This window comes from Paraferrimonas sp. SM1919, from assembly GCF_010993985.1.
GTDB lineage: Bacteria > Pseudomonadota > Gammaproteobacteria > Enterobacterales > Shewanellaceae > SM1919.
The window spans coordinates 1-1,017 of the sequence record NZ_WINH01000069.1 but is presented as its reverse complement, the minus strand read 5'-3'; the positions used below and the strand labels follow the sequence as shown (position 1 = coordinate 1,017).

The 1,017-nt window shown below is 43.0% G+C and carries 1 protein-coding gene; it reads left to right on the top strand.

Features of this window, described 5'->3' with window-relative positions; translation table 11 throughout:
- Positions 1–1,017 (top strand): IS3 family transposase gene (locus GFB48_RS17190; RefSeq protein ID WP_240464898.1). Its coding sequence is split into 2 segments (ribosomal slippage), with 1,018 coding nucleotides annotated over them: positions 1–186 and positions 186–1,017; the frame shifts between segments, so codons are not numbered across the junction. This gene is flagged as partial in the annotation.

The window sequence follows — 1,017 nt, the reverse complement described above, 5'->3', positions numbered from 1 at the left end:
AGGTTGAACAACTCTGTCGTAAGCATGGAATAAGTTCAGCCACCTATTACAAGTGGAAATCAAAGTTTGGTGGTCTTGAAGCTTCAGATATCAAGCGATTGAAAGAGCTTGAAGAAGAAAATAACCAGCTCAAGCGTATGTTTGCCAACTTGAGTCTAGAGAATGTCGCACTCAAGGACTTAATTGAAAAAAAGCTCTAGCGCCTGATGAGAAACGTCGCAGCGTTAACCACTTGGTTAATGAGTTTAAGCTGACCATCGCTCATGCCTGTCGGGCTATCGGTTTTAATCGAAGCAGTTATTATCGTGCCCCTAAAGACTGGCATATTGCGGATAAACCTATTATTGATGCGCTTAATGGAATTCTTGAAAAAGCACCTCAAGCGGGTTTCTGGAAGTGTTTTTATCGCTTGAAGAACAAGCATTATCCTTGGAATCACAAGCGTATTTATCGGGTCTATTGTCGCCTTGGCTTAAACAAGCCAAGAAGGATTAAAAAGCAGCTTGATAAACGAACACCTGCACCATTAGAGGTGGCGAATAAGCCTAATGCAATGTGGGCTTTAGATTTTGTTCATGACAGCTTGTACAGCGGCAAACGATTTAGAACCTTGAATGTTATCGACGAAGGTACCCGAGAATGCTTGGCTATCGAAGTGGATACCTCTCTACCAGCCGCTCGTGTGGTGAGGGTGTTAGAGCAGCTTGCAGAAGAACGTGGTGCCTTACCTAAGCAAATACGGCTTGATAATGGGCCAGAGCTGATAGCAGATGTCATGGTTCAATGGTGTGAGCAACATGATATTGAATTGGCTTATATCCAACCTGGTAAGCCACAGCAGAATGCCTTTGCAGAACGGTTTAATGGCTCGTTCAGGAAAGAATTTTTAAACGCTTATTTATTTGATGATTTAGAACAAGTCCGAGATATGGCTTGGCACTGGATGCTCGATTACAACAATGAACGTCCACATGAAAGCATTGGCAATATTCCACCATCGGAATATCACCAGAGCTT